The sequence below is a fragment of the Flavobacterium daejeonense DSM 17708 genome, from assembly GCF_000425425.1.
In the GTDB taxonomy this organism is placed as follows: Bacteria; Bacteroidota; Bacteroidia; order Flavobacteriales; family Flavobacteriaceae; genus Flavobacterium; species Flavobacterium daejeonense.
In genome coordinates this window covers 78,632-104,982 of sequence record NZ_AUDK01000018.1, presented here as the reverse complement: position 1 = coordinate 104,982, position 26,351 = coordinate 78,632, and the positions used below count along the sequence as shown (strand labels likewise).

Here is a 26,351-nt window from a genome sequence, read left to right as displayed (position 1 = left end):
TTCTCTTTTATTATTGCGACTCAAGTTAACTATCGGTTTTATTCGAATCTTGCAATTCTATTACTCTTATTTTTTATGTCCCGAGTAATCGGGACGGCTGTCAATTCAATATGTCCAGGAACGTGTCTTTTTATTATTTTCGCTTCTTTTTCACACCGTGGTGTGTTTCTCGAAGCGGGGTGCAAAAGTACAACTTCTTTTCTTTCTGGCAAGCTTTTTTTGAAGTTTTTTTTAGAAAAATTTCTTTTCCATTTTCTTCGTTTTTCTTGTCAGCCTCTCAAGGAACGTCGCTCGTTTGCGGGGTGCAAATGTAACATCTGTTTTTAAATCTCACAAACTTTTTTAAACCTTTTTTAGAAATTAATTTCTAATTTGATTCTTTAGTCTGTCAGTATTTTTATGAACGTCTGCGTTGTTGCGGGTGCAAAAGTAGAACCTTTATTCGTTTTGACAATGACTTTTTTAAAGTATTTTTAATCTTTTTTTTAATCTACTGAAAACGTGAAACTTATTTTTTGAATATTTTGGGGTTTGTAGGAGTTTAGATGGATAAATACCGTGTTTTATGGCTTTTTCGCAAAGATGCGCTAAGAAAACACAGAGGTTTACTAAGGGGGTTTCCTTGAATTTAGAGTACAAATACGTTAGAATAAATCAATTATAAAACTACCCCGCCCTACGGGCACCCCTCCAATGGAGGGGAAATATTCAATAATCAAGTTTGATCCTCATTTTTTATTCTCCCTATATACATTAAGAACAACATTCTCTTATAAAAAAACAAATCACCTAGCCCTGATAGCAGCGGAAATCCTTTCCTGACGACCTTTAGTCAGGAAAGATTGTAGCGGATAGCAGGAATAGCTTCTAATAAAAAAATACTCTTATATATGTATCGAATTTAAAGAACATAAAAAAGCCTGTCTCATTTAGAACGAGACAGGCTGTATAGTTTAAACTAACTCTGTTTACTACATTATTTAGTAGAAAACTTAAAAGCTGTTTTAGTTTTATAAGTTTCTCCAGGATTTAAAACTGTAGAAGGGAAATCTTTTTGATTTGGAGAATCCGGATAATGCTCAGTTTCCAAACAAAGACCTGTTCTATGCGCATAGGTTTTTCCGTCTCTTGTTGGCAAGGTTCCGTCTAAGAAATTCCCTGTGTACAACTGAATACCCGGCTCATCAGTAAACACTTCCATAACTCTTCCACTTACAGGCTCATAAACTGAAGCTGCAAAACGGAATCCTTTGTCCTGGTTATTCAACACCCAGCAGTGATCGTAACCTTTACCTCTTTTTAATTGCTCGTTAGCCACTTCAATATCTTTACCAATCGCTTTTGGCGTTCTGAAATCAAATGGTGTATTAGCAACATCATCTAATTTTCCTGTAGGAATTAAGGTTTCATCAACCGGAACTAATTTATCAGCATCTATTGTTACTATGTTATCCAAAATAGTTCTTGTAAAATCACCTGAAAGATTGAAATAAGAATGTTGAGTCAAGTTCACCACTGTCTTTTTATCGGTAGTAGCTTCATAAGCTACTTCTAAAGTATTATCAGACTTTAAAGTATAAGTTACAAAAACAGTCAAGTTTCCAGGAAAACCTTCTTCCATATCTTTTGAAACATACTTTAACTTTAAAACGCCATCAGCTCCACCTTTAGCTTCAACAGCCGTCCAAATAACTTTATGAAAACCCATTGGTCCACCGTGCAAACTATTAGGACCGTCATTAACAGCCAATTTGTATTCAACTCCATCCAATGAAAACTTCGCTTTTCCAATACGGTTACCATATCTACCAATTAAAGCTCCAAAAAACGGATTATCTTTAGTGTATTGTTCGAAATTATTAAAACCAAGTACCACATCTTCAGAAACACCTGCTTTGTTTGGCACTTTTAAAGAAGTGATAATTCCACCATATGTCATAATATCTACTTCCATTCCTTTTTGATTTTTCAGCTTATAGCTTTCAATCTTTTCTCCTTTAGCAGTAGTACCATACTCTGATTTCTCAATACTCACACTGTCTTTTTGAACAACGCTTTGCTCTTGATTTTCTTTTTTATCTCCTTTACACTGAACAGAAAGTCCTGCTGTCGTAATAACAGCCAATCCTAAAACACAACTTCTTAATAAATTCATAGTTTTTTTTATTTTATTGGTTAATAGAAGAAGTCATAAAGCTGAAAAGAATTTCCTTTCAACTTTATGACTTTATAATTTTAGTTACTAAAAAAGATTACAATCCAGTTTGGAATAAGTGGTAGTAAGCTTCATTTGCATTCAAAGTTTCTTTGAAAGAACGAATTTTAGTATCGTTATCGATAACTACTAATTCGATTCCTGCAATATCAGCAAAATCTTCCATGAACTCAGTAGTAACCGCCTGGCTATATACTGTATGGTGCGCACCACCTGCTAAAATCCAAGCAGTAGCAGCAATATCCAAGTTTGGTTTACAATCCCAAAGCACACGTGCAACCGGTAATTTTGGTAAATCAGCCATTGGTTTTACAGCAGTTACTTCGTTCACGATTAAACGGAAACGAGTTCCCATATCTACTAATGAAACGTTGATAGCGTCACCTGCAGGTGAATTGAATACCAAACGAACCGGATCTTCTTTTCCACCAATTCCTAATGGGTGAATTTCGCAAGAAGGTTTTCCGTCAGTAATAGAAGGACAGATTTCCAACATGTGAGAACCTAAAACATACGATTTCTCAGGTGTGAAGTGGTAAGTATAATCTTCCATGAAAGAAGTTCCTCCTTCAAGACCAATGTTCATTACTTTTAAAACACGAACCATAGCAGCTGTTTTCCAGTCACCTTCACCACCAAAACCGTAACCATCAGCCATTAAACGCTGAGTTGCAATTCCAGGTAATTGTTTTAATTCTCCTAAGTTTTCAAAAGTATCCGTGAAAGCACCGAAACCACCTTCTTCTAAGAAAGCTCTTAAACCTAATTCGATTTTAGCAGCATCTAATAATGATTGTCTTTGCTCTCCTCCTTTTTGTAATTTTGGAGCTAAATTATAAGATTCTTCATAAACCGCTACTAAAGCATCTACTTGTGCATCAGTAACTAATTTCATTTTATTAACAATATCAGAAGAGTCATATCCATTTACAGAAACACCAAAACGAATTTGAGCCTCCACCTTATCCCCACAAGTAACAGCAACTTCACGCATGTTGTCTCCAAAACGCGCTACTTTTAAGTTTTGCATTTCGTCCCAACCTAAAGCTACTCTGGACCAGTTTCCTAATTTTTGCTGAACACGTGCATCTTCCCAGTGACCCACAACTACTTTACGTTTTTTACGCATTCTTGACATGATATAACCAAACTCTCTGTCTCCGTGAGCTGATTGGTTTAAGTTCATGAAATCCATATCGATTGAAGCCCATGGAATTTCAGCATTGTACTGTGTATGTAAGTGACATAATGGTTTTTTAAGTATACTCAAACCATTAATCCACATTTTAGCCGGCGAGAAAGTGTGCATCCAAGCGATAACACCAATACAGTTTTTGTTTGTATTTGCTTCCAAACAAATATCAGTGATTTCACTAGGTGATTTTGCCACCGATTTGTAAATTACTTTTACAGGAACGTGAGAAGAAGCATCGATTCCTTTAGCAATTGCCTGAGAATGTACTGCCACTTGTTTTAAAGTTTCTTCTCCATATAAGTTTTGGCTACCTACTACAAACCAAACTTCTTTTTTAGAAATATCTATCATTTTAATCTAAATTTAATTTTTAATTATTTTATCGTTTATCTATCCAAACTGTTTTTATAAATGTCGCTTTGTCAAAATCGACACAGTCATTTTGTACTCCGTCAAAACCTCCCAGCTGGCAAATTGCCTCACAACTTTCATTTATTACAGCGGAAGCACCGTCAGGAAAACCCGGACTGAAATCTGTAACATAAACTATTTGCCCCTTATAAGAGTATTTTTTCACACTAGCTCTAATTCCAGTATCAGGAGGTTTAGGATAATTTGTTAAGAACGTTTCTATTTGATTTTTTATGCATTCCGGATAATCGTTTTTTATCGTTTCGTCATCATTTTTACTACAACATGAAAACATGATTAAAATGACAATTATGTATAATGCTTTTTTCATTGTATAAAACATTAATTTACTATTAGCTTAATCTGTTCTATTGTTATCGATGTCTCTCTGTTTAATTAACGATATTTATTTTAAACACATATCCTTATTTAGCTCACAATCTCCATTATTGTCCGTAGTAAGCATCTTTTCCGTGCTTACGATCATAATGTTTTTTAATCAAGGAGTCTTTCAATCTTGGAGCAGCCGGATTAATTTGTAAAGTTAAATAAGCCATTTCAGCACAAACCTCTAACACTTTTGAGTTATAAACTGCTTTAGCCGCATTTTTTCCCCAGGCAAACGGACCATGATTTCCAAGTAAAACCATTTCTACTTCTTCATAAGAAAGATTTTTTTCTTTGAAACAATCCAAGATTTGAATTCCTGTATTGTGCTCATAATTTCCTTCAATAAGGTGATCAGCCATTGGCGGAGCACAAGGAATATCAGCTGTCAGGTGGTCAGCATGTGTCGTTCCAAAAATCGGAACATCTCTTTGTGCCTGAGCCCAAGCCACTGAATAAGTAGCGTGAGTATGAGCAATCCCACCGATATTTGGCCAATGTTTGTACAAATAAGCATGCGTTTTAGTATCAGAAGAAGGACGTTTGTCTCCTTCGATAATGTTGTTATCAAAATCAACAATAACAATATCTTCAGCTTTCAACTCCTCATAAGGCACACCACTTGGTTTAATAGCAAAAACGCCATTTTCTCTGTCAACAGCACTTACATTTCCAAAAGTATATACTACTAAATTCAATTCGTTTAGTTGCATATTAGCTTCGTAGCATTCTTGTTTTAACGCTTGAAATTTTGAACTCATCTTTATTTATTATTTTGTTATCGATTCTACAAATTGACTTAATTCAGAATACGAATCCATCAATTCCTGGTATTTTTCAATTTTATCAGCCTGAGGGAAATATTCGCTTTCAAAATCACTTCCCATTTTTTTAGCTGCTTCAATTACGTTTGGATAAATTCCGGCAGCCACAGCAGCATAAATTGCAGCTCCTAAAGCAGGTGCCTGATCAGAAGCACAAACTTTAATTGGTTTGTTCAGTACGTTAGCCAAAGTCTGCATGATAAATGGTGATTTTCTGGCCACACCACCAATTCCGATAACGCTATCAATACGAACACCTTCTTCTTCAAAACGATCTACAATTTTCTTAGAACCAAAACAAATTGAATTGATTAAAGCTTTGAAAATATGTGGCGCTTTAGTTCCTAAAGAAAGATTCGTCATCGCACTTTTCAATCCTTGGTTAGCATCCGGAGTTCTACGACCATTTACCCAATCCAAAGCAGTTGGAATACTTTCTGACAACGGAATAGCTTCTGCCTGTTCTGTCAAAGTTTTGATGAAATTAGATTCTACTTCTTCTTTCAACTGTGCTTTTTGCTCAGCAGATAAAACGTCAGAAGTGTACACTAAATTATTCAAAGGCCAAGACAAAGTATCTTTGAACCAAGCCAACACATCTCCAAAAGCAGATTGTCCCGCTTCAAGACCGATGTATCCCGGAATTACAGAACCATCAACCTGTCCGCAAATTCCTTTAACCGTTTTACTTCCCACAGCTTCATGAGAAGCCACAATAATATCACAAGTTGAAGTTCCCATTACACGAACTAACGCATGCTCATCAATTTTAGCACCTACAGCTCCTGAATGTGCATCAAAAGTTCCAACAGCAATAATTGTATCGGTAGTTAACCCTAATCTTGTTGCCCATTCCTGGTTTAATTTTCCGGCAACCAAATCAGAAGTATACGTTTCATTGTATAATTTCCCTCTTAACTGAGCCAAATAAGGATCTAATTTTGTCAGGAATTCTTCCGGTGGTAAACCATTCCAGTCTTCGTGCCACATTGCTTTATGTCCTGCCGCACAACGACTTCTTTTGAAAGTAGCTAAATCTTTATCATCTATTAATAAAAAAGTCATGTAATCACAGTGCTCCATCCATGAGTGAGCTGCCTTTTTCACCGCTTCGTCTTCACGGATAATGTGTAGAATTTTTGCCCAAAACCACTCAGAAGAATAAATCCCTCCTTCGTATTTAGTGAAATCTTCACCACCCCAGGAAACAGCCAATTCATTGATTTCGTTAGCTTCATTGATAGCGGTATGATCTTTCCACAAAATCATCATCGCGTTTGGATTGTGTTCAAATTCTTTAGTTAAAGATAATGGAGTTCCCTCTGCAGTTACAGGAATCGGAGAAGAACCTGTGGTATCGATACAGATACTTTTTATTTCAGCCGGATTAACATTTGCCTGAGCAACAACCGATTTAATTGTTAATTCTAATCCCTCAATATGATCCAAAGGATGCTGACGGAACTGATTAATTGACGGATTACAATATTCATTGTTTTTCCATCTCTTATAATGACAAACGTCTGAGGCTAATTCTTGCCCGTTTTCGGTATCAATTAATACGGCACGAACTGAGTCTGAACCGTAATCTAAACCTATTACATAATTTTTCATCTTCATTTTTTAAAATATGGCTACAAATATAGCACAAAATTATATGAAGTGTAACACTTACACTTCATATAATTTTATTAAATTATTATATTTTTTGTTTCAAAAATAAGTCTGTTCGTATTTACTTTATTTTAACTTTAATTTTAACACTACAAAAGAATAAGCAGGCATATTCACAACTGCTGTTTTACCGGCTGTTTTATATTCTTTTTCAACAGGAACAATTTTCATTGGTTCAGCCAAAGTATTATAATCATCTAATTTTTCATGAGTCAACACAATCATTTTTCCTTTAGACTCCACTCCTTTTCCTGACAAATTAATTGTAATATCCTGAGTTTTATCTGAAGTATTTACCAATTTCACAATCAGTTCTTTTTGGTTCACATCTTTGGCTGCCGTAGCATACAAATCATTTTGTCCTGTCAGGGCTTTTCCATCCTTAGTTATCGATAAAACATCAGTCCCTTTATTATTGGAATACAATTTTTGCACATAATAGTTTGCCGTTCCATAAGCATTCAAATTATCAAACCAAATCATATCCGGAGCCCATTGAAAAGCCTCCACATGAGCCATTAAAGGTGCATAAGAAGTTAAATGAACCACATCGGCATTACGCTCTAAACCTGTCATAAATGCTGATTCTGAAAGCGCTGCCAACCAGTTATTTTCCTTAAAACCATCTTCAACTCCTTTAGGATGGGCTGCATATTCTCCGGCAAATACTTTTGGCCCTTTTCGGTCGTAGTTATCATATCTTGCTGCATTTTTCTTAAACCATTCCGGATTTTTGTAATAATGCTCATCTACGATTTCTGCATTCATTTTTTTCAATTCCTCCCATCCGTAATCAAACATTGCTCCATCTGGAGAAGGTCCTGAACCGGAAACAATTGTTATGTTTGGGTATTTTTCTTTTATCGCTTTTGCAAAAACTTTATATCTTTCAATGTATTGTGGTCCCCATTGTTCGTTTCCAACTCCAATAAATTTAAGATTAAATGGTTTTGGGTGCCCCATATCCGAGCGTAATTTCCCCCATTTAGTCGTCACAGCACCATTAGCAAATTCGATCAAATCCAGAGCATCCTGCACATAAGGATCTAATTCTTCCATTGGAACTAATTCTCCTGTGTTGTACTGACAGGCAATTCCACAGCTTAAAATAGGCAATGGCTGAGCTCCTATATCTTCAGAAAGCTGGAAATATTCAAAGAAACCTAAACCAAAAGACTGGAAATAATCAGGAGCCTGCTTGTTTTTAAACTCCACATTCCATCGGTTAATCATCGTTTCACGGTCTTCAACCGGTCCAACTGTTTTTTTCCATTGGTATCTGTTTTCCAATGTTCTTCCTTCAACGATACAACCACCAGGAAAACGTATAAATCCAGGTTTTAAATCATATAATAACTGAACAATATCTTTACGCAAACCATTTTTTCTGTTATTCCAGGTTTCCTCCGGAAATAACGAAACCATATCCAAATCGATAGTTCCTGTACCTTCAAAACTAATTTTCAACTGCGCTTTAGCTTCTGTTCCAGTTGCAATAATTTGAGCCGAATAGTCTTTCCAATTTGATGACGAAGGAACAATCGTTGTTTCTCCTAAAACATTTTTATTAGCATCTATAAATTGGATGATTATCTTTTTGATTGCATTATCATGATTTGCCGCTTTTAATGAAAGATTGTATTTAGCATCTTTCTTAATTCCCATCCCTCTGAAACCTTCATTTAAAATCTGATAATTTTTATCATTATTGATGACAATTCTACAAAAATCAGGATTATTAGGATTTTCAGAGGTACGCATTGGAGTTGCAATCCCGGACTCCATATTAAATGAATGCACATTACTATTCGGTTGTGACCATCCCATAAGAGGTGCATCAAACCCAAAAGTTCTGTTCTTAACCATTTCGGCATACAAACCACCATCGGCAGCAAAATTGATATCTTCAAAAAAGACACCATACATTGTTGGTTGAATTTTGGTGATTGATTTAGTCAAATCAATATCTAAATTAGTTTTCTGAGCATTTGCCAAAAAACTGCTAAGCAATAAACTGCAAAGGGTGCTTTTTGTTATTAAATTTAATTTCATTTTTAATCTTTCTTTTATAATAAAATAAGAATTGACAAGGGCATAAATTTTAATCGTTATGTTAAAAAGTTTCACCTTTACACTTCTTAATTATAATCAAATATTGGTCTTCCATTATCATCAAATTTTAATTTCATCATTCTCGCATGACGATTAGGGTCATATAACGGGTCTGCAATAATTTCTTTCAACGGTCTTTTATCTGTCGCTGGCACTACTTTTGGATCACCTACCGCTTTTTCATAATCCCTCGCATGATATATTACTAAAGGTTCGCCGTTTTCATCAACTGTAAAAGAGTTATGACCTGGTCCATAAATTCCTTTTGCTACATCCGTTTTTAATACCGGATATCTTGATTTTTTCCAGGAATTTCTATCTAATAAATCAGCATTTTCATCTGCTTCCATCATCCCCATAGCGTAACAAGCACCAGTAGCGCTTGCCGAAAAAGTAATGTAAATTTTTCCTTTGTTCTTTATAACTGCAGGACCTTCATTCACCCAAAAACCGATGCGTTCCCAATCGTAATCCGGAGTGGTAAGCATAAATTGCACTGTTTTTAGTTTTATAGGTGATTCCATTTCGGCTAAATACAAATTTGAAGCGGCGAACTGTCCTCCTGTTTTTTCTGCCCAACAGAAATAGCGTTTATTTTTATGCTCAAATACAGTACCGTCCAGAGAAAAATCGGTAAAGCTTTTTGGATCTGCATCAGCTGCCTGCATTTGTCCAAGCTCAATCCACTTATCATGTAAAGGATCCTGACCAGTACACTCCAAAACATAAGGTCTTAATTTCCAAATATCGTCTTCTTGGCTTGCTGCAAAATAAACATACCATTTTCCATCCAGATAATGAATTTCCGGTGCCCATACGTGACGGCTCATTGGCCCGGTTTTATGTTTTTCCCATACTCTAAAAGTTTCGGCCTTTTGAAGTTCTTCAATAGATTTGGCACGTCTTAACTCTATGGCATCATAGGTTGGCACCGATCCGGTAAAATAGTAATATCCATCTGTATGCTTATAGATAAACGGATCGGCTCTTTGCAACACAATCGGTTTATTAGACAAGGTTGATTTTGCATTTGTAGCCACTTCCTCTTTTAGCTTATCATTTCGCTCTTTTTTATCGTTACAGGAAGCTACACTTACCAAAACAAGTGCTGATAATGCCAGATTTTTTAATCTCTTTGTTTGCATCGTATACTTTGTTTGAATTAAAATTATTTGAAAAGAATTAAGAATTTTTCCTCCTTAAACACTTTATTAACTTTATTTAAGAAAGTCAGCTATTATAAATAAGGCCAGAAATCCGAGTCCCATTTTATTTCTTTTATTACTAAAGTAGATTTTCCGTTTTCTACAGCATTATATCCATGAAATACTAAATAATCTACTCCATCAAAAGTATAAGCGCTATTATGGCCTACGCCAAAATAATTCTCATCTCCCTTTAGCAAAATAGTTCCACCACCCTGACTCAATAAATTCCCCTCTTTGTCTTTGTAGGGTCCGGTAACTTTTTCAGACCTTCCTATGGCAATTTTGTAAGTACTGTCTTTGCCTTTGCAACACAAATCCCAAGAGGTAAAAAGATAATAATAACCGTTTTTCTTAAAAATAAAAGGCGCTTCAATAGCTGCTGTTTCACCTGACAAAGTTGTATTTTTACGTTTGGCAATCGAATACCATTCCTGAGGTTGCGCAATGGACAATAAATCAGGATTTAGTTTCACCATTTTTATTCCGTCCCAAAAAGAACCAAAAGACAACCAAGGCGAATTATTTTCATCTATAATTAAATTAGGATCAATAGCATTCCATTCATCTCTGTTGGGGTAGGATTGTATAACAATACCGTGATCTACCCATTTATAATTCGGATCATTTGCATTCAAAGTAACATTGGTTGCCACTCCAATGGCGGAAGTATTTTTTCCAAAAGCAGAAACCGAATAGTATAAATAATACTGATTATTATGAAATGAAATATCCGGTGCCCAAATATGATTTTTGAAATCGGGAACAACCGCATCTACCCAAGTTGGTTTTTCGTTGAATACTGCTGGTTCCGGGTTCCAATTTTTTAAATCTTTTGAACTAAAAACACTGATTCCGCGTCCGGTACAAAACAGGTAATAAGTATCCTTTTCTTTAATGAGTACCGGGTCGTGTACAGAAATACTTTGCGCATTTGATTCAAAAAAAATCAAAAGCAACAACAGTAGAAATTGGTATTTCATCTTAAAAACTTTCATCTTATTCCTGAATTCCTTCCGAAGTCATTACTACTCGTTTCATCGTACCATCCGGGTTATAATACAAACGATCCACACAAACCGAACGTCTGAAACTTCCTCCTTCTGTCGGGATTACACCATTATGGTAAATGAAATACGACTTGCCCTTAAAATCAATAATCGACTGATGATTCGTATTCGAATTACCTGCCACCTCGTTCAAAATACCTTTGTATTCCCATGGTCCATTGATGGATTTACTCATAGCATAGGCAATTTTTTCAGGAAACTGATACGCATAAGACAAATAATACCATCCTTTGCGTTTGTGAATCCAAGGCGCTTCGGTGAAATTTGGTAAATCTATCGTTTGCATTGGGCCATCCATTTCAATCATATTTTCTTTTAATTTCACATAATTACAAACGGTATTTCCCCAAAAAAGATACGCCTGACCATCATCATCAATAATAACTGAAGGATCAATATCATCCCAACTAATTTTAGTTTTAGTTGTCATATCATTCGTAATCAATGCTTTTCCTAAGGCATCTTTAAAAGGCCCCGTTGGATTATCTGAAACCGCAATTCCAATTGCTTTTCCATGGATTGTACCGTGAGAAATAGCCACATACCAATAAAACTTCCCGTTTCTCTCAATTACCTGCCCAGCCCAGGCATCACCTTTGGCCCAGGCAAAATCAGAAGTTTTTAAAGGGATCGGATGCTCTTGCCAATGTACCATGTCTGAAGTGGAATAGACCAACCAGTCATTCATTCTGTAAGATTGAACTCCTTTTTCAGGCACATCATGTCCCGTGTATAAATATACCTTGTCTTTATAAACCAAAGCCGCCGGATCGGCAGTATATTTATCGGTAATAATAGGATTATTCATTTTCAGCGATTGCTGATTTTCGGTATGAGCTGATTCTTTTACAGCAGCCGTTTTACAGGAAACAACTGCTGATAAAAGACCTAAACCACATGCAATATTTTTAATTCTCATTATGATTTTATTTAGCTTCTAACATTACAACTGAAAATGCAGGTAAAGTAATTTCTAATTTTCCTTTGGCATTTTTAAAAGCTTTGAATTCTTTTGGTTCAATTGCATTTGGTTTATCAAAGGAATTGTAGTCCTGTAATTTTTTAGAAGTCAAAATTGTTCCGGTGAAATTTTTCAATCCAAGTTCAGCCAAATCAATCTCAATTTTATTTTCCTTTTTAGCATCAATATTTACCAATGAAATATGCACTAACCCACTTTTGTCTTTTGAAGCCGAAGCAGAAACTGCAGGAAGTGATTTTCCATCCAAAGTATAGTCTGGAGATTTAAAATCTACTGGTAACAACTCGGCATCCTGATGCACACGATACATTTTAATAACATGATACGTAGGCGTCAAAATCATTTTTGCCTTATCCGTCAAAATTACCGCTTGTAACACATTAACACATTGTGCTAAGTTAGCCATACGCACTCTGTCGGCATGATTGTTAAAAGTATTCAAGGTTGTACCTGCAATCATAGCATCACGCATGGTATTTTGTTGATACAAAAATCCTGGATTAGTTCCTTTTTCCACTTCATACCAGCCACCCCATTCATCCACAGCCATAGTTACTTTTTTAGCAGGATCATATTTATCCATAATAGTGGCGTGTTTAGTAACCAATTCTTCCATTTTTAACGCCGATTTCATGGTTTCAAAATATTGATTTTCTGTATAATCTACAGCATCTCCTTTTTTGTTCCAATTAATTACAGCATAATGGTGTACTCCAAGTCCGCCTAACATGTTCGTTGGAATATTTTTCATCAAAACTTCTGTCCAATTATAATCGGCACCATTTGATCCGGATGCAATACGAGTAATTCCACCTGTATTTTCCCAATCCGACATAAAAGTGGCATATTTACGGTATTCTCCAGCATAATATTCGGCAGTCATATTTCCACCACATCCCCAGGCTTCGTTTCCTACTCCCCAGAATTTTACTTTCCAAGGTTCTTTTCTACCGTTTTTGATACGCAAATCACTCATCGGGCTTTTCCCGCCAAAGTTTACATATTGAACCCAGTCTGCCAATTCCTGAACCGTACCGCTTCCAATATTTCCAGCCAAATAAGGTTCCGCACCCAAAACTTCACATAAATTTAAAAAATCATGGGTTCCAAAACTGTTATCTTCCGTTACGCCTCCCCACCATTGATTAACAATCGTTGGACGATTTTCTTTTGGACCAATACCGTCTTTCCAGTGATAGGTATCGGCAAAACATCCTCCAGGCCATCTTAGATTTGGAATTTTTAATTCTTTCAAAGCCGCAATAATATCATTTCGAACTCCATTAGTATTTGGAATTTTAGAAGTATCTCCCACAAAAAAACCTCCGTAGATACATCTCCCTAAATGCTCTGCAAAGTGACCATAAATATTTTTGTTAATAGTAACAGGTTTTTCCGCTTTGTTTATACTCAGCGTTGTAGTTTCTTTTTGTGAAAAAGCAAGTTGGCCACAAAAAGTAAAAGCCAACAATAAGAACAGATTTTTTTTCATTCTGATTAACATTTTTGATTGGTTATAAGTGTATGTTTAACATTTGTAAATATAGGTAAAATAAAAGGATTAAAACAAACTAAAAATAAGTCTTGCTTGTATTTTGACAAAAACCCTTTCTTAAATGGAAAGGGTTCATGCTTTTTAATTTACTTTTTTACCCCAAACAGGTCTTCCATCTGCAGTAAGTCCGGAATAGGTGACTGTTACTTTTCTGGTTGAAGATTCCCAATCCCAGGCATCACTTACCTTACATTTAACACCATTAACCGTTAAAGTTTTATTGGTACTATCATAAGACCAGGTTCCCGTAATAGCCCCACTAACTTTTTTATCCGCAGTTAAGTATATCCTAACCGATTTTTGAATAGTTTGATATTGGTAGTTCATTGTAATTTGCTCCCACTCCCCGATGAAAGATGCATCAGTAATAGTAGTTTCCGGTACTGCGGCATAACGTTCCGGATCAATAACAGGCCAGCCATCATCTGTCCATTTTATAGCTCTCACATGTCCCATCATTATGGCATTAGAAACCGCAATTCCCGGAACACCTTCCGGTAAACGTCCTTGAGAAGAGTAATACCATTGCTTGGTATCCGGATTTTGAAAAATAGCACAATGTGAAATCCCCACCCATCCGGTATGATTATTAAAACTATAAGGGTGTGTCAACATTGGCCAACAATCGGCACCGTTAGTTACATTAGCACCATTAATTCCATAATAAGGTCCGGTTATATTTCTGGATCGGGCAACTCGGGTATTATAAGCAACGGACAACTCATCATAAGCCATAAACAAATAATAATATTGGGTATCCGGATTATAAATGATTTCAGCGCCTTCCGAAGCCTGCCAACGACTGGAAGCATTTCGGGTTGCAATTCGGGTACCATAATCTGCCAAAGTTTTTAATTGAAATGGCTTACCAGTTGTTGGATCTAATTTAACAGCAACTATTCCGGAGTGCCAGGAACCATAAATCAAATATTGATCCCCTTCCGGTGTTTCTATAAAACTAGGATCAATGGCATTGTATTTAAAATAAGCATCCTCCCAATTTCTGGTACCCGTATAAGAATACGGCTTTACACCGTCCGGTTCAGAGCATACAACCATACCTTTATCTGTCCAAACATTAGAAGCTAAGTCATCTGTTTCAGCTAAACCAATAAAAGCTCTTTCTGACCACGAGGTATTAAAATCAGTACCAACAATGGGATTATCTACCACAATACTGTAATACATACGGTATTTATTTCCTACTTTTCGAACACAAGGTGCCCAATATCCATAATTTGGGTTAGCAATAGGAGGCAATGCAGGATTCATACGCGCTCTTTTGTTATTTAAGGAATCCTTAACCCAAGCCGGAGCTGTAGTCATAGTAGACCCCATAAATTCCCAATTGACCAAATCTTTAGAACGACGGTAAAAAAAATGTCCATGTCCGTCATGAGCATTTCCATAAGAAGCATCCGTTTGATACATATAATAGTAGTCGCCAGATTTTTCCACAGAAGGATCATGAACATTAGCTAAATTCCATTGCGATCTAGTATTCCAAGAAGCAATTGAGGAATAGTTATCCGCATAAGTAGGTCCTGAAAAACTAGGAGTAACTACTGGTGGAATAGTTTCATCTGTTGCAGCATCGTCTTTTGAGCAACTTACCGCGATAAGTACAACTAAAATAAGCCCAAAATAAGAAGCTATTCTTAATATGAAATTTGATTTTCTCATTTCTTTCTTTTTTAATTTTCTTTTCAACTTTACCGAGAAAAGAGGAATTGCATTGCTGTTTTTTTTAATTATTTTAAGGCATTAGAATTCCATAAGTGCTATTGCATTTAGAATTGGAATGATTTAGATATCGCTTTTGAAAATCAAAAGTGTAATTATGGTGTTTTTATATGGTTTTTAGGTTAAAATACCACAATGGTAAACTTCAAAAAGCTTACCATTATGGAATAAAAAAACAACATACACTAAACTCTAATATCCCTCATTTTGGGTAAAAGGAAATTTATTTGTATCAATTTCTAATTGTGGAATTGGGAAAAACTCTCTTCCTGTTGTATAAGAATTAAATTCAACATCTCTCGATTTTAACCAAGCCAATTTAACCGGATCCTGCAACCATCCCCAGCGACGAATATCATCAAAACGATGTCCTTCCAAAGCAAATTCTAAGAAACGTTCATGACCTATTTGATCACGCATTTGCGCCTGATTCATACTTGGCTTAACAACAGCTAAATCTGGTAAATTAGCACGATCTCTAACCATTTGAATATATGTATAAGCACCTGAAGTGTTACCAGTTTCATTTAGACATTCTGCATACATTAACAATATATCGGCATAACGCAATAGACGTTCATTGATACCAGAACGCCAATCATATTCGTTTGAAAAAGCACCTCCACCATTTTCATATTTTTTACAATATATATCATTTAAGTCAGCAGGAGAATTTTGATATTGAAGCTCAAATGTAGTTTGATAAATTGGAGTCGCTCCACCTGGTTTTTTATAATAAATTGTAGCATCCAATCGAGGATCTAAAGCACCTGTTTTAGTTTTCTCTACTTGAAACTCATTAAACAAAGTAAAAGTTGGCTGCACATCTGTAAATCCAAAAGCTCTTGCTCCATATGTAATGGCTCTTGCTGAAGTTTTACCCCAATCAGATGCAGGTATTCCCCCCCAACTTAATCCTACTCCACCTGCTGCTCTACTAAATTGTACTTCGAATAAAGATTCAGCATTATTTTCATTTGAATCAGAAAAATTATCTCCATAATTTGACACTAAAGAATATACGCCTAAATCGATAACTTGTTTAAATGTAATTTTAGCATTATCAAAATCTTTGGTAAACAAATAGGCTTTACCTAAATAACCTAATGCAGCTCCTTTAGTTGCACGTCCTTTTATTGGATTACCATTTAAGTCTTTAGTGTCTATACCTGTAAGATTTGCATAAGAAGAAGGTAATAAATCAGCTGCCATTTTAAAATCACTAATTACTTGTGCCCATCCTTCTGCTTGCGTTTTTTGTGGATGATAAACAGACAAATCCAAAGGGATTGGAACACTTTTGAACATATTAACCGCATGGAACAAATACAAACCTCTTAAAAAATAAGCTTGTCCTAATATTCTATCCTTTAAATTACTATCAGTGAAAACAATACTAGGAACCTTAAGTATAACTTGATTACATCTGTTAATTCCTTGATAATATTCTCTATATGCCCAACCATAAATAGCTGGATCAGTAACATTAGAGTTAAAATAACCTACATTCTTCATAGATCCCCATGGACTATTACTACGTGTATCATCCCCTTTTAAGTCTAGCAATAATGGAGAACTTCTCATATAGGTTCCTTCATTAAGTAAACTACTATAAGCGGCATTCAAGCCTTTAATTGCATCTGCATCTGTTTTCCAAAATGATTCTGATGAACTTTCATTTGGATTAACTTGAATCAAATCTTCATCTTGTACACAGCTAACTGTAATTGCAGCTAACAATAAAAACAAAGTTATATATTTAAAATTTTTATATTTCATGGTTTAATAATTTAAAAATCAATATTAAAAGTCAACTTGAACACCTAAAGATAGAGTTCGAGGATTCGGGAATGAACCTCCATCGTAACCTCTTGACAATAATCCATCATTACTATTAAAATCAGCATCATAACCTCTGTATTTAGTAAAGGTGTACAAATTTTGTCCGTTTAAATATACTCTCGCTTTTTGTATAGCAATAATATTTTTTAGAGGTATTTCATAACCAATCTCTAAATTTTGGAACTTTAGATAATCTCCATTTTCTATAAATCGATTAGAATCTCTTCTATTTCCATTAGGGTCACCGATAATAGGTCTAGGTACATTAGTATTAGTATTGGTTGGAGTCCAATAATTTAATTCATCAGTACTATGGTTCCCATAATCCCCAGCCATTAAGTTACGATACATCCCATTGAAAACTTTGTTTCCTCCTGCACCTTGAAAAAACATAGACATATCCCAATTTTTATAATTACAACTAAAGTTGAAACCAAAACTATATTTAGGTATTGTTACTCCTTGGTAAACTCTATCTTTATCATTAATAATCCCATCTGCTGTATCCATAACACCATCACCGTTAGTATCAACAGTTAATTGATCTTTAAACTTGATATCTCCAACTCCTGCGTTAGTTTGTGATGGAGAAGCTGCAATTTCATCTGTAGATTGAAATATCCCATCTGTTTGATAAGCATAAAGCTCACCAACTGAATGACCTACAGCTGTCCTAGAAGCAGCACCTGGAATTGGTAAATCAGTTGTCCCTAAACTAAGTACTTTATTTTTTAATGTTCCTACATTTGCTGAAATATTATACTTAAAGGCATGATCATTATTTCTATAAGAAACCGAAAATTCTAGACCTTTATTTTGAACAGAAGCAGCATTAGTTTCAATATCTGGATCAGCAAAACCACCACCATTATACGAAATAGAACCTGTAGAATACGGTATAGGAAAATTCATAAGTAAATCATTAGACTTTTTAATATAATATTCTCCTGTAAATTGCAGTTTATCATCAAATAAACCTAAATCTAAAGCAACATTTGTAGACGCTGTAGTTTCCCAGCTAATATTTGGATCTGTTGTTCTCACTGATGTAGTTCCATTTGCGATTTGATTATTAAAATTATATGCCGCAAAACTATTAATTGTTGAAGCATAAGCATACAAACCAATTGTATTGTTTCCTAGCTCACCATAGCCTCCACGTAATTTTATATTACTAACCCATTTAGGTAATTTTAAAAATTCTTCATTACTAATTTTCCAAGCTCCAGAAATTCCATAAAAATTACCCGTATTATTTTCAGGGGCAAATTTAGAAGACCTGTCTTGTCTGAAATTACCCGTAATAAAATACAAATCATTATAATTATAGTTCAACCTACCTATATATGATAACTGAGTTTCAACCGACTTGTATTCTCCTGAAGAAATACTATTTAATTCCCCAGCATACTGTATTTGTCTAATAGTATTTGCATCATATCCTTTTCCTCTAGACCAAAGATTATAGAAATCAGTTCTTTGTTGTACGTACCCCACTAAAGCATCAAATTTATGCTTACCAACTGATAGATCATAAGTAAGTAAATTATCTAAAATTGTTTTAGATAAATTTGAACTTGAAACATTTAAATTTGATTCTGCAAATTCCGTAACATAATACCACCCTAAATCACTTTGAGGTTCAAATCTTCTATTTTGAACATCAACTCTGTCAAAACTTCCACTAATTTTATACTTTAAACCTTTTAGTAATTCTACTTGAGCCCAAAGATTTCCTAAAAAATGATTTCGTTTAGTTGTATTTTCTATCAAGTTATTAAATCCAATGACGTTCATAGATATAGCTCTTTGAGTACCATTATCAGTCCCACCATAACCGCCTAAACGATTAGCATCATAAACAGGCATAGTAGGTATTGCTCCTAACAAATCACTAATAGGTGACTGACCTGCGTTATACTCATTAAAAGACCCTTTGTTTGATTGAGTAAATGCTATTTTAGAACCATAACTAATTTTGTCCTTTTTCCCAGTAAGGTTTATATTAGAAGAAATTCTTTGATAATCTTGAGGAGACTCTATATATCCTTTATTTTTAAAATAGTCCAAGTTCACACTATATCCTAGACCTTCAGAACCACCGCTCAAATTAATTGAGTGATTTTCAATTGTGCCTGTTCTAAAAGCAGCATCTTGCCAATTTGTATCTACATTATTTATGTAAGAAGGACTTGAAGGATCATTACCCGGTGCAATAGTCAACCCAAGATTAACTTCTGCAGCACTTGTAATTTGTTGATACTGTTTAGCATTTGTCAACGACCATTTTTTACCCACATTTTGTACACCAAATAGCGACTTGTATCTAATATCAATTCTACCAGTCTTACCTTTTTTTGTTGTAATAATTACAACACCATTAGCACCACGCACACCATAAATAGCAGCAGCAGAAGCATCTTTTAGCACTTGCATGGATTCGATATCTCCAGGAGCAAAATCATATGGTTCGTCTACAATTACACCATCAATAACAAATAATGGATTATTATTCTTAAAAGACGAAATACCTCTAATCTTAATATTCACAAAACTTCCAGGTTCTCCTGATGATTGCACAGTTACACCAGCTGCTTGACCTTGCAGCATTTTGGCAACATCATAAGAAACTGTTTTTTTAGCCGCTGAAACGTCAACTACAGCTACTGAACCTGTTAAATCAGACTTTTTTTGAGTACCGTATCCTATAACAACAACCTCATCTAGTTTGGCGTAATCATCTAAAAGTTTAACAGTAATATTCGTTTGATTACCAACTTTTATTTCCTGATTTATATAGCCTATATAAGAAACCACAAGAGATGAATTAGAGCTGTAAACATCTATCGAAAATTTTCCGTCAAAATCAGATTGCACGCCGTTTGCAGTTCCTTTTTCCAAAATATTTACTCCCGGAAGCGGTGCGCCATTCGAATCGGTGATGATTCCCGTGACCTTTATTCGTTGTTGCTCTACCTTTTCTTCGGGTTTAGCCTTAGTAATAATAATTTTATTTTTTTCGGTTAATTCGAATTGAAAACCTCCCCCCGACAGGTTTTCAGTCAATAATTTATTAGCACTAATAATTCCTTTTTTAAGTTTTACTTTAGGAACATCTTTAAACATGTCCTCTTGGTAAATAAATACAAAATCGGTTTGCTGCCTTAGCAAATCAAAGACTTCATCAATAGTTACAGTCTTATCTTTGTCAACTATAATTTTCACATTCTGGGTAAAAACCTTTCCCGTAGTAAAACTAAAGGCAGTCGTACAAAAAAACAATATAAATGCTTTCATACTGGTTAGTAAAAATTTTCTTTTCAAAAAGAAAAAATGGTTAGTAATTTCAATTTTCATACATTTGATAATTATTGGTTAATAGTATTAATTAATAAGTTTCATGGGGAAAAAGTAGCGTACTGTCCAGGTATTACTTTTTTCCCTTTTTTTTTTTTTTTACTTTAAGGTAATCGTTCGGTCTTTTATCTCATAGTCATTTATAAAATTGGTTTTTTTAATAATTTTTAAAATTTCGTTTATATTATCGTTTTTACTGAGTACTCCGTTAAATTTGACTTTTTCAAGTGCTGTGTTTTGAAACATCACCTGAACATCATACCATCTCGATATCACATCCATAATTTCTTTTAAGTTTTTTCCTTTAAAACTAAAAATTCCCTTAGTCCACAACACTTCGTTATAAGCATCGATTGCATTAATAGCGATGGCTCCGTTTTTAAGATCAATAACAGATTGCTGATTGGGAATTAAATGTTTTTTCGAATTGGAGTTACTTACAGTGACTTTACCTTCTACTAAAGTGGTATAAATTTTATCTTCATTTGGATAAGCCTTGATGTTAAACTCTGTTCCTAAAACCTCTACTTCCTGATTTTTATTTAAAACTTTAAATTTCGCTCCTTTATGTTCTGAACTTGGCGACACCTCAAAAAAAGCTTCTCCATAAATTAATTCTACTTTTCTAAGACTGCCTTCTACAAATGCCACTGGGAATTTCATCTTAGATTCAGAATTCAGCCAAACCTGGGTTCCGTCAGCTAAACTCATTTTAAATTGCCCTCCTCTTGGTATTGTTAAATAGTTATAAGCAACCGCGCCGTCAGACTTCTTGGTATTTTTACAAATTAATTTTTCGCCATTACTAATTATATTCCCTTTTTTATACGTCTTATTTTTTTCTAAAACCACTACCGAACCATCTTCAAGCGTTAACATTGCTTTATCAGTTCCGGCTTTTATACCATTATTGACCACTACTTTTTTAGACACTACAATAGATGTTTCAGCCAAATTGGTTCTGTAGAAATAGGTCGTCGCTACAACTCCTAAAACAACAGCTGCCGCAGCATAATAAACAAGCTGACGTAGTTTTTTAAGTTTTCTTACTTTCTGTTCTTTAGCAAATGCTTCTAACAACTCACTCATTACTTTATTAGAATCAAATTCCATCATATTGTATTCAATTGCAAAATTCACCTTTACATACTCCTTAAATATTTTTTTATTATCCGATTCGGCTACCCATTTTTCTAACGCATTCAACTCCGAAGCAGAAGCTTGTTTGGTTAAAAATTTAACTATTATATTTTCAATTTCAGCGCTTATCATTTTTAATGCTTTTTTCTTCTTTCTTAATACGTGTCAATTTCACACTACCCTAACTTTTTTTATATTTTTTTATATTTTTTTTTACATTGCATAAAAATTCAGCTAATTATTTTTACACAAACCAATGAAGGAGGTATATTCTGACAACACACAACTTATCCAGTCTTTAAAATCTGGCGAGCCCAAAGCTTATACCTATCTGGTAAATACCTACCATCATAAACTATGTGTGTACGCATACAGTTTTACCCATAATCACGACTTATCTGAAGACATTGTACAGAATGTTTTTATGCGTATTTGGAACAAAAGAAAAAATCTAAAAGATGATTTCGTACTCTCTAATTTTCTATACAAATCCGTCTATAACGAATTTATCGATCAATACCGCAGTCAAAAATCGCTGTATCCATTAGAGAAAAAATACATTGACGCACTTAATTCAATTATGGAAAATGAAGACGAACATTCGCTGGAACGCGTCATAAAAATTGTAAAGCAGGAAATTCAAAAACTTCCGCCTAAATGCAAAGAGGTTTTTTTACTTAGTAAAGAAGAAGGACTTACTAATATTGAAATTGCGGAATACAAAAATATCTCCATCAAATCGGTGGAAGCGCATATCACCAAAGCTTTTTCGATATTGCGCGATTCATTGGGAGAAAAAGCAGGCTTATATCTGTTTTTAACCTTCAGATAATTCAAAAAACATACGAAGTGTTTCTCCAACACTAATTAATTAGGATTCTTTATTCGGAAGTGAGTATCTTTACCCCAAAAAATAAACAACTAAGATGTTAAACAGTTATAGCGCCGAAGACAAAGTATTAGTTTCTGTCGATTGTATCATATTTGGTTTTGACAACGAAGGTTTAAAAATTCTTTTAATCAAAAGAGATTTTGAGCCTGAAAAAGGAAAATGGTCTTTAATGGGAGGATTTCTTAAAAAAGAAGAATCCTTAAACGACGCTGCCACAAGAGTACTTAACCATTACACGGGACTTCACAATATTTACATGGAACAATTTTATGCTTACAGCGAAATTGACCGCGACCCTGTAGAACGTACCGTTTCCGTAGCTTATTTTGCCTTAATTAACATTGAAAACCACAACACCGAATTAACTAAAGACCACGGTGCAGAATGGTTTAGCATCTCTAACATGCCTAAATTAATTTTTGACCACGACGAAATGGTTTCTCACGGAATAAGAAGATTGCGCTACAGAACTTCTACAAAACCGGTTGGTTTTGAACTTTTGCCGGAAAAATTCACCATGCGTCAATTATTAGAATTGTACGAAGCGATTCTGGACAAAGAATTAGACAAAAGAAATTTCATCAGCAAAATTAATTCGCTGGACATTTTAATAAAGTTAAACGAAAAAGACATGCTTTCCTCCAGAAAAGGATCATATCTTTATATGTTTGACAAAGAAAAATACGATGCCAAAACACGAAATAACTTCGTTTTAAATCTCTAAAAAAAACATTTTTATCCATAAAAAAACCGTTCCAAAATTGGAACGGTTTTTTCGTTTTTAGTTTTGTTTTTAGTTAAGTATTACAAAATATAATCGGTATTAATAAAGTTAGATTCTTTACTATTCAATAATTCCTGTAATATTTCGTTATTGTAAGCATTGTCCTTAGACGCTACAAATGTTCTGATTGAGAAAGAACGCAAAGCATCGAAAACACTTAAGGTTCCCACTGCTGAATCTTTACGTCCTGTAAACGGATACACGTCCGGTCCACGTTGGCAAGAACTGTTTAAGTTTACTCTGCACACTAAATTCACTAAAGCATCAATAAGCGGAGCTAATGTTTTACTGTCTTTACCAAATAAACTTACTTGTTGTCCGTAATTAGACTCTGCCATATCATTCAATGGTTCCTGAATATCTTTGAAAGTCATCACAGGTACTACCGGTCCAAATTGCTCTTCGTGATACACGCGCATCTCTTTATTTACCGGGAATAAAACTGCCGGAAAAATATAATTTTCTGAAACCTGACCTCCTTTAGCATTGATTATCGAAGCTCCTTTACTGGTAGCATCATCAATCAAACCTTGAATATAAGCCGGTTTTTCAACTTCAGGTAGCGGAGTCAAAGAAACTGATTTGTCCCATGGATTTCCAAAAATCAATTCATCAACCGCTTTGGAGAATCTTTTATTGAATTCTTCAGCAATAGATTCGTGAACATACAATACTTTCAAAGCCGTACAACGTTGCCCGTTGAAAGACAATGTCCCTGTAATACATTCAGAAATAGCTAAATCTAAATCCGCATCCGGTAAAATAATCGCTGGATTCTTAGCTTCTAATCCTAAAACCAAACGCAATCTGTTTTTGTTCGGATGTTGATCCTGCAAAGCGATAGCTGATTTACTGTTACCAATCAAAGCCAAAATATCGATTTTTCCGGATTTCATAATTGGAGAAGCAATTTCTCTACCTCTACCGTAAACGATATTGATGGCTCCTTTTGGAAAACTGGATTGGAAAGCTTCTAATAATGGCGAAATTAACAGCACACCATTTTTGGCAGGCTTGAAAATCACCGGATTACCCATAATCAAAGCAGGAATCAACAATGAAAACGTTTCATTCAAAGGATAATTGTAAGGTCCTAAACACAAAACCACTCCAATTGGCCCTCTGCGAATCATCGCATTTACCCCCTGACTTTTGGTAAAATGAGCATTACTTCGGTCTAATTGTTTGTAATGTTCGATGGTATCATAAATATAATCCACCGTTCTGTCGAATTCTTTTTGAGAATCACCTAATGATTTCCCGATTTCCCACATCAACAATTTCACTACTTCCTCACGGGTAGTTTTCATTTTTGACACGAAATCTTCCATACATTTAATACGATCGGCAACTTTCATGGTAGGCCACAAACCCTGACCGTTATTAAAAGCATTGCTTGCCGACTCAACAACTTCTTTGGCTTCAGTCTCTCCCATAAACGGAATAGTTCCTAATAAAGTAGGCGCATATTCTTCTGTTGACGAAATGGTCGAATAAACTTCAGTCGTTTTTCCTGTCCATTTTTTCAATTCACCGTTTACCAAATAGGTATCCTGATGCAATAATGTTTTTATCTTAAATTCTTCTGGTATCGAATTCATCAATTCTAATGTTTTAGTTAGTGTAAAATGTGTATTAGTGATTTAAGGAGCCACTACCTCACCCTCCCAGTCTAACATACCCCCCAGTAAGTTATAGGCATTTTCAATTCCTAATTCATTCATAATTTCACAAGCCTTAGCACTTCTGGCTCCCGAACGACAATAGACATAGTAATTTTTACTTTTATCTAATTGTTCAATTTCTGAAATAAATTCCTGTCCCTTATGAATATCAATATTGATGGCGTTAGGAATAATTCCTTCATCACATTCGTCCTCTGTTCTTACGTCTAAAATTACTGCGTTGTCATCTTGTTCAAGTTGCTCAACCCATTCTTCTTGTGTTAAATTCATAATACTGTTGTGTTTTTTGTAAAATTACGATGTTTTTGCAAAAAAAAAGCCCTCTCTAATTTGATTTAGCGAATAATTTAAAGAAAACGTTTTAGTGAGATTGTAATCATCAACAAAAATTGAAATCCCCTACTATTTTATTAAAAATTACCTCAATATTATCATCATAAATAAAATATCTGTAATCCGACTTCTCCAAATCACTCCTCAAATTCTTAACAAAAGCAACAATAACTATCTCTTTTTTTAATTACTTTTACCAAAGTCTTATTTTTTTATCAAAAAAATAAGATTTTAACAAGATATAGCCTTTTAAAAAATACCATGTCAGAAACTACAATCTCCTTAAAAAAAAATTTCCCAAATTTCTCTAATGATCTCATTGAGGAAATTGAAGCTCATTGCAATTTTCAAACCTTCAAATCGGGAGATATTGTCATGCGCACCGGGCAATACATTAAAAACACCGTTTTAATTCTCAAAGGACAATTAAAAATATATCGTGAAGGCGATGATGGCGAAGAATTTTTACTCTATTATCTTGAACCCGGACAGGCCTGTGCGATTTCTTTAATTTGCTCTTCAAAAAATCAAACCAGCCAGATAACCGCTAAAGTAGTTGAAGATGTCGAAGCTGTAACTATTCCGTTGACTTTAATGGATAAATGGATGATGAACCACCGCAGCTGGTACGAATTTGTGATTTATACTTACAGAACAAGATTTGAAGAAGTATTAGAAGTGGTCGATAATATTGCTTTCAGAGCTATGGACGAGCGTTTGGAATTTTATTTAAAACGTCATGCTAAAGCCTGTGGTTGCAAAGAAATAAACTTATCGCATCAGGAAATTGCCTTAGAACTCAACACCTCCAGAGAAGTTATTTCCCGTTTACTAAAAAAGATGGAACAACGTGGTTTAGTTCGCTTACACCGCAACCAAATTGAACTCATGATATAAAAAAATAATCCATGTGACAAATGTTACTGTAGCTGCCCGAAAGACTTC

19 protein-coding genes are annotated in these 26,351 nt (G+C 34.7%); 3 read left to right on the top strand and 16 right to left on the bottom strand.

Going from position 1 to position 26,351, the window contains the following annotated elements; genetic code table 11:
• Window positions 1-976 precede the first annotated feature (976 nt).
• The 14 genes from H599_RS0113005 to H599_RS19745 form a co-directional block, all read right to left on the bottom strand.
• Complete coding sequence (locus tag H599_RS0113005) at window positions 977-2,155, bottom strand: aldose epimerase family protein (RefSeq protein ID WP_026714532.1); 1,179 nt, start codon at window positions 2,153-2,155, stop codon at window positions 977-979.
• Between the two features lie 97 nt (window positions 2,156-2,252).
• The gene (gene araA, locus H599_RS0113000; protein WP_026714531.1) at window positions 2,253-3,761 is read right to left on the bottom strand and encodes an L-arabinose isomerase; all 1,509 of its coding nucleotides are present in this window, start codon (window positions 3,759-3,761) and stop codon (window positions 2,253-2,255) included.
• Between the two features lie 28 nt (window positions 3,762-3,789).
• Window positions 3,790-4,152 carry a DUF6970 domain-containing protein gene (locus tag H599_RS0112995; RefSeq protein WP_026714530.1) on the bottom strand — a complete coding sequence of 121 codons (363 nt, stop codon included), beginning with the start codon at window positions 4,150-4,152 and terminating at the stop codon, window positions 3,790-3,792.
• A gap of 115 nt (window positions 4,153-4,267) precedes the next feature.
• Window positions 4,268-4,969 carry an L-ribulose-5-phosphate 4-epimerase gene (locus H599_RS0112990; RefSeq protein ID WP_026714529.1) on the bottom strand — a complete coding sequence of 234 codons (702 nt, stop codon included), beginning with the start codon at window positions 4,967-4,969 and terminating at the stop codon, window positions 4,268-4,270.
• Window positions 4,970-4,978: 9 nt separating this feature from the next.
• Complete coding sequence (locus tag H599_RS0112985) at window positions 4,979-6,646, bottom strand: ribulokinase (protein WP_026714528.1); 1,668 nt, start codon at window positions 6,644-6,646, stop codon at window positions 4,979-4,981.
• Between the two features lie 126 nt (window positions 6,647-6,772).
• Window positions 6,773-8,758 carry an alpha-L-arabinofuranosidase C-terminal domain-containing protein gene (locus H599_RS0112980; protein ID WP_026714527.1) on the bottom strand — a complete coding sequence of 662 codons (1,986 nt, stop codon included), beginning with the start codon at window positions 8,756-8,758 and terminating at the stop codon, window positions 6,773-6,775.
• A gap of 86 nt (window positions 8,759-8,844) precedes the next feature.
• On the bottom strand, window positions 8,845-9,963 hold the full coding sequence (locus H599_RS0112975; RefSeq protein ID WP_081810566.1) for a glycoside hydrolase family 43 protein: 1,119 nt from the start codon (window positions 9,961-9,963) through the stop codon (window positions 8,845-8,847).
• A 92-nt stretch (window positions 9,964-10,055) separates the two neighbouring features.
• Complete coding sequence (locus H599_RS0112970) at window positions 10,056-11,006, bottom strand: arabinan endo-1,5-alpha-L-arabinosidase (protein WP_169736901.1); 951 nt, start codon at window positions 11,004-11,006, stop codon at window positions 10,056-10,058.
• A gap of 16 nt (window positions 11,007-11,022) precedes the next feature.
• Window positions 11,023-12,012 carry a glycoside hydrolase family 43 protein gene (locus H599_RS0112965; RefSeq protein ID WP_081810565.1) on the bottom strand — a complete coding sequence of 330 codons (990 nt, stop codon included), beginning with the start codon at window positions 12,010-12,012 and terminating at the stop codon, window positions 11,023-11,025.
• A 7-nt stretch (window positions 12,013-12,019) separates the two neighbouring features.
• Window positions 12,020-13,567, bottom strand: a complete 1,548-nt coding sequence (locus H599_RS0112960) for an alpha-N-arabinofuranosidase (RefSeq protein ID WP_026714523.1) — start codon at window positions 13,565-13,567, stop codon at window positions 12,020-12,022.
• 144 nt (window positions 13,568-13,711) lie between these two features.
• Window positions 13,712-15,313, bottom strand: coding sequence for an arabinan endo-1,5-alpha-L-arabinosidase (locus tag H599_RS0112955; RefSeq protein WP_026714522.1), 1,602 nt, complete (start codon window positions 15,311-15,313; stop codon window positions 13,712-13,714).
• Window positions 15,314-15,565: 252 nt separating this feature from the next.
• Window positions 15,566-17,152, bottom strand: coding sequence for a RagB/SusD family nutrient uptake outer membrane protein (locus H599_RS19755; RefSeq protein ID WP_051590745.1), 1,587 nt, complete (start codon window positions 17,150-17,152; stop codon window positions 15,566-15,568).
• A gap of 24 nt (window positions 17,153-17,176) precedes the next feature.
• The gene (locus H599_RS19750) at window positions 17,177-20,572 is read right to left on the bottom strand and encodes a SusC/RagA family TonB-linked outer membrane protein (protein WP_051590744.1); all 3,396 of its coding nucleotides are present in this window, start codon (window positions 20,570-20,572) and stop codon (window positions 17,177-17,179) included.
• 99 nt (window positions 20,573-20,671) lie between these two features.
• Window positions 20,672-21,844 (bottom strand): FecR family protein, encoded by a 1,173-nt coding sequence (locus tag H599_RS19745; protein WP_051590743.1) that lies wholly within the window; start codon window positions 21,842-21,844, stop codon window positions 20,672-20,674.
• 124 nt (window positions 21,845-21,968) lie between these two features.
• On the opposite strand from H599_RS19745, the gene H599_RS0112930 reads away from it, so the two are divergent.
• Window positions 21,969-22,544: an RNA polymerase sigma factor gene (locus H599_RS0112930; RefSeq protein ID WP_026714521.1), complete on the top strand. Its 576-nt coding sequence runs from the start codon at window positions 21,969-21,971 to the stop codon at window positions 22,542-22,544.
• 94 nt (window positions 22,545-22,638) lie between these two features.
• On the top strand, window positions 22,639-23,328 hold the full coding sequence (locus H599_RS0112925; RefSeq protein ID WP_026714520.1) for an NUDIX hydrolase: 690 nt from the start codon (window positions 22,639-22,641) through the stop codon (window positions 23,326-23,328).
• A gap of 80 nt (window positions 23,329-23,408) precedes the next feature.
• Here the strand turns inward: H599_RS0112925 and H599_RS0112920 are convergent, their stop codons facing one another.
• Both H599_RS0112920 and H599_RS0112915 read right to left on the bottom strand, forming a co-directional pair.
• Window positions 23,409-24,989 carry an NADP-dependent glyceraldehyde-3-phosphate dehydrogenase gene (locus tag H599_RS0112920; protein ID WP_026714519.1) on the bottom strand — a complete coding sequence of 527 codons (1,581 nt, stop codon included), beginning with the start codon at window positions 24,987-24,989 and terminating at the stop codon, window positions 23,409-23,411.
• A 42-nt stretch (window positions 24,990-25,031) separates the two neighbouring features.
• Window positions 25,032-25,343 carry a rhodanese-like domain-containing protein gene (locus H599_RS0112915; RefSeq protein ID WP_026714518.1) on the bottom strand — a complete coding sequence of 104 codons (312 nt, stop codon included), beginning with the start codon at window positions 25,341-25,343 and terminating at the stop codon, window positions 25,032-25,034.
• A 324-nt stretch (window positions 25,344-25,667) separates the two neighbouring features.
• Between H599_RS0112915 and H599_RS0112910 the strand changes: the two genes are divergently transcribed.
• Window positions 25,668-26,303, top strand: coding sequence for a Crp/Fnr family transcriptional regulator (locus H599_RS0112910; protein WP_026714517.1), 636 nt, complete (start codon window positions 25,668-25,670; stop codon window positions 26,301-26,303).
• The last annotated feature ends 48 nt before the right edge of the window (window positions 26,304-26,351 follow it).